This window comes from Pseudomonas sp. P4_C3, from assembly GCF_056402075.1.
Map to the genome: position 1 here is coordinate 1 of NZ_JBFUIC010000369.1, position 3,605 is coordinate 3,605.

Here is a 3,605-nt window from a genome sequence, read left to right on the forward strand (position 1 = left end):
GCCCTGGTGTATGCGGCGATGGGTGTCCTGGCCGCCTCCCTCGGGGCGAACCTGCAAGCCTGGTTGCAGAACCCCTGGCTGCTGGGCAGTTTCGCGGCGATTTTCGTGCTGCTGGCGCTGCCGATGTTCGGCTACTTCGAACTGCAACTGCCGGTGGCCGTACGCGATCGCCTGGAAAACGTTTCGCGCAATCAACGTGGCGGCAATCTGATCGGCGCCGGGGTGCTGGGGGCGCTGTCCGGCCTGCTGGTCGGCCCGTGCATGACCGCACCGCTGGCCGGTGCCCTGCTCTACATCGCGCAAAGCGGTAACGCGTTGCATGGCGGATTGATTCTGTTCGCCATGGGCATCGGTATCGGCGTGCCGCTGCTGTTGCTGGTGACCGTCGGCAATCGCTTCATGCCCAAACCCGGCGTCTGGATGAACCTGGTCAAAGGCATTTTCGGCTTTCTGTTCCTCGCCACCGCGTTGCTGATGCTGCGCCCGGTGCTGGACGAGTCCCTGTGGCTCGGCTTGTGCGGTGCGCTGCTGTTGATCGCGGCCTACAGCGCCTGGAAACAGTCGGAAGGTTTCGGTCGCATCGCGCACCTGTTTGGTGCCAGTTCGTTGTTGCTCGGATTGTGGGGTGGCATGCTGGTGATCGGTGCGGCCGGTGGCAGTGACGATCCGTTCAAGCCGTTGCAAGTCTTCCGCTCCTCGAACCAGGCAGTGGCCGCGGTGCCGGTTGGCCACGATGCCTTCACCACCATCAAGGATCCGCAGGCACTGCAACGGGAACTCGACGCCGCGCAGGCTCAGGGCCAGTGGGTGCTGCTGGACTACTATGCCGACTGGTGCGTGTCGTGCAAGGTCATGGAAAAACAGGTGTTCGGCAAAGCCAATGTCATGGAAGCCCTGAGCGACGTGCGCTTGCTCCGACTGGACGTCACCGCCGACAATGCCGCCAGCCGCGAACTGCTCGGCCGTTACAAAGTGCCAGGGCCACCCAGCCTGCTGTGGATTGGCGCTGACGGTGAAGAGCGTCGCAGCCAGCGCATCACTGGGGAGGTCGATGCCGATACTTTCCTGCAACGCTGGACCAACACCCGAGACGCCCGTTAATGCTGACCTTCACCCTCGGCACCTTTGCCATTGCGCTTAATCATCTGCTGCTGATCAGTGCGCTGGCGCTGGCCACGTTTGTCGGCTGGCGGGTGGCCAAGCGTGGCGGTGACAACCCCGAGTCGGTACTGTTCAGCCTGTTTCTACTGGGCATGCTGGCGGCCCGGGTCAGCTTCGTGGCAGTCTATTGGGCCCACTATCGCAACGATCCGTGGCAGATCATCGACCTGCGCGATGGCGGTTTCCTCGCCTGGCCGGGGGTGACTGTGGTTTTGCTTGCCACGCTGTATCGCGGCTGGCGTCGCCCGGGTTTGCGCCGCCCATTGGGCTTTGGCGTGACCAGCGGCCTGGCGTTCTGGCTGTTGGCGACGTTCTCCCTGTCGATTTATGAACAAGGCACACGCCTGCCGGAAATCGCCCTGCGCAACGCCGCCGGCGAAACCGTGCAACTGGCCGACTACAAGGGCGGCCCGTTGGTGATCAATCTCTGGGCCACCTGGTGCCCGCCGTGCCGCCGGGAAATGCCGGTACTGGAAAACGCCCAGCAACACCGGCCAGACCTGACCTTCCTGTTCGTCAATCAGGCGGAAAGCATGCAAAGCGTCGCGACCTTTCTGGAAACCCAGGGCCTGAGCCTGTCCAACGTGCTGTTCGACGGTGGCGGGCGCCTGAGCCAGGCCGTCGGCTCCATGGCATTGCCGACTACGCTGTTCTACAGCTCCGAAGGTCGCCTGCTGGGCAGCCATCTGGGCGAGTTGTCGGAAGCCAGCCTGGCCCGCGCGCTGGAAAACTTCGACACCGTACCCGCCACCTCTTCAAGGAAATTGCCATGCCCCGCCTCCGCCACCTGCTGACCCTGTGCCTCGGTGCTGCCCTGTTGCACCTGCCATCGGTGCAGGCCGAAGAGTTGCCCGATGCCATCAAGAAAATCGAGGCCAAGGGCGCGAAAATCGTCGGCCAGTTCGACGCCCCCGACGGCTTGCGCGGTTATGCCGCGCAATACCAGAGCCGCGGCATGGCGCTGTACCTGACCCCGGACGGCAAACACGTGTTGCTGGGCAACCTGTATGACGCCGAGGGCAATGACCTGAGCAGCGCACCCTTGCAGAAACTGGTGTATGCCCCGATGGCCAAGGAAGTCTGGGCCAAGTTCGAAACCAGCAACTGGATCGGCGACGGCAAGAAGGATGCGCCGCGCGTGGTGTACCTGTTCAGTGACCCGAACTGCCCGTACTGCAACATGTTCTGGGAACAGGCCCGGCCGTGGGTCAAGGCTGGCAAGGTGCAGTTGCGCCACATCATGGTGGGCATCATCCGCGAGGACAGCCCGGGGAAATCCGCTGCACTGCTCGCGGCCAAAGACCCGGAAAAAGCCCTGCAGGATCACGAAGCCGCTGGCAAGGGCAGCTCGCTCAAGGCCTTGAAGGAAGTGCCGCCGGCGATCCAGGCAAAATTCGCGGCCAACATGCAATTGATGGAAGAGCTGGAGTTGCAGGCGACGCCGGCGATTTTCTACATGGACGACAAGGGTAATCTGCAACAGCAGCAAGGCGCGCCGTCGCCGGACAAACTGGCGAAGATTCTCGGGCCGAAGTAAGCAAGATCAAAAGATCGTCCGAAGGCTCGGGCCGCGTTCGAACGATCTTTTTCGCAAACCCTACGCCGGATTGCACTCAACTAAAAATGCCAGCAGCGCTTGGGTGACAAACTCAGGATTCTCCAGCAACTCAGGGTCACGAATCAGCCGCAGGGTGAGCATCGGCTGCCCTTCCAGCCTGAGGCTCAGACGGCTTTGCGTTTCATCAGCGGCAAGACGACTGCCTGTCGGCAGACACAGGGCAGTCAGGTCATTCAGGTTGGACATGGGTCGGGCTCACGATAGTCGTCGACAGTTCAATAAAGTGACGTGAGCCATGGCAGGAAATTTAGGAAAAGACCGTCAATTGGCGACTTGTGGCGCCGGTTCGTTGTGCGGGATCGGCACCAACGCAATCTTGTACGGATCGAAAATCCTCAGCATCTGGCCGTTGTCCCGCAAGCCTTGCAACAACTTGCCGAAGGCCTCACCAGTGATGGGCGCGGTCGGACGGAGAATGGCGTAGTGATGATAGATCTGGTCAACGCGCTGGGACACCAGCAACTCGTCAGCGACTTTTTTATTGCGTAACAGGTAGTCGAACAGATAAGAGCGCGTGACCAGGGCAATGTCGGCCCGGTCGCGTAACACCATCAGCAGATTGCTGTCGTGGGAATAGGTCAGCGTGGCGTTGTAGTTTTGCGCGAGGTACTGAGGTTCGGCATTGAAGTTGGCGAACTCGTAGTGATAGCCGCTGAACAGAGCCAGGCGCTTGCCGTTCAGGTCGGCAAAATAGCTTTGCTGTCGATCGGGCAGGCGTTGCGCGACAAAAATCTCGGCGTCTTCCAGCCCCATGTCGACGGCAGTATGGGGAATGTCTTGCCACCCCCAGGCCGGATTTTCGAAGATGGCCATGTCGACCCGAACC

Annotated in this window: 4 protein-coding genes and 1 pseudogene; 3 read left to right on the forward strand and 2 right to left on the reverse strand. The window is 61.3% G+C overall.

The window, feature by feature from the left end:
• The 3 genes from dsbD to dsbG all read left to right on the forward strand — a co-directional run.
• On the forward strand, positions 1–1,101 hold a 1,101-nt coding region (dsbD, locus tag AC1DVH_RS27680), incomplete at its 5' end, for a protein-disulfide reductase DsbD (protein WP_477756474.1).
• Positions 1,101–1,955: a TlpA family protein disulfide reductase gene (locus tag AC1DVH_RS27685; protein ID WP_477756475.1), complete on the forward strand. Its 855-nt coding sequence runs from the start codon at positions 1,101–1,103 to the stop codon at positions 1,953–1,955. The genes dsbD and AC1DVH_RS27685, both read left to right, overlap by 1 nt.
• Positions 1,931–2,698, forward strand: a complete 768-nt coding sequence (dsbG, locus tag AC1DVH_RS27690) for a thiol:disulfide interchange protein DsbG (RefSeq protein ID WP_477756476.1) — start codon at positions 1,931–1,933, stop codon at positions 2,696–2,698. The genes AC1DVH_RS27685 and dsbG overlap by 25 nt, the downstream gene beginning before the upstream one ends.
• A gap of 126 nt (positions 2,699–2,824) precedes the next feature.
• On the opposite strand, the pseudogene AC1DVH_RS27695 reads toward dsbG, so the two are convergent.
• Together AC1DVH_RS27695 and AC1DVH_RS27700 are read right to left on the reverse strand one after the other, a co-directional pair.
• Positions 2,825–2,965 (reverse strand): annotated as a pseudogene (locus AC1DVH_RS27695) (GNAT family N-acetyltransferase); the annotation flags it as partial.
• 75 nt (positions 2,966–3,040) lie between these two features.
• A partial coding sequence (locus AC1DVH_RS27700) for an amino acid ABC transporter substrate-binding protein (RefSeq protein ID WP_477756477.1) occupies positions 3,041–3,605 on the reverse strand: 565 nt, incomplete at its 5' end.

Bases quoted from the DNA above. Each gene is read 5' to 3' on its own strand.
- dsbG (WP_477756476.1), top strand. From the start codon at position 1,931: ATGCCCCGCCTCCGCCACCTGCTGACCCTGTGCCTCGGTGCTGCCCTG.
- AC1DVH_RS27685 (WP_477756475.1), top strand. From the start codon at position 1,101: ATGCTGACCTTCACCCTCGGCACCTTTGCCATTGCGCTTAATCATCTG.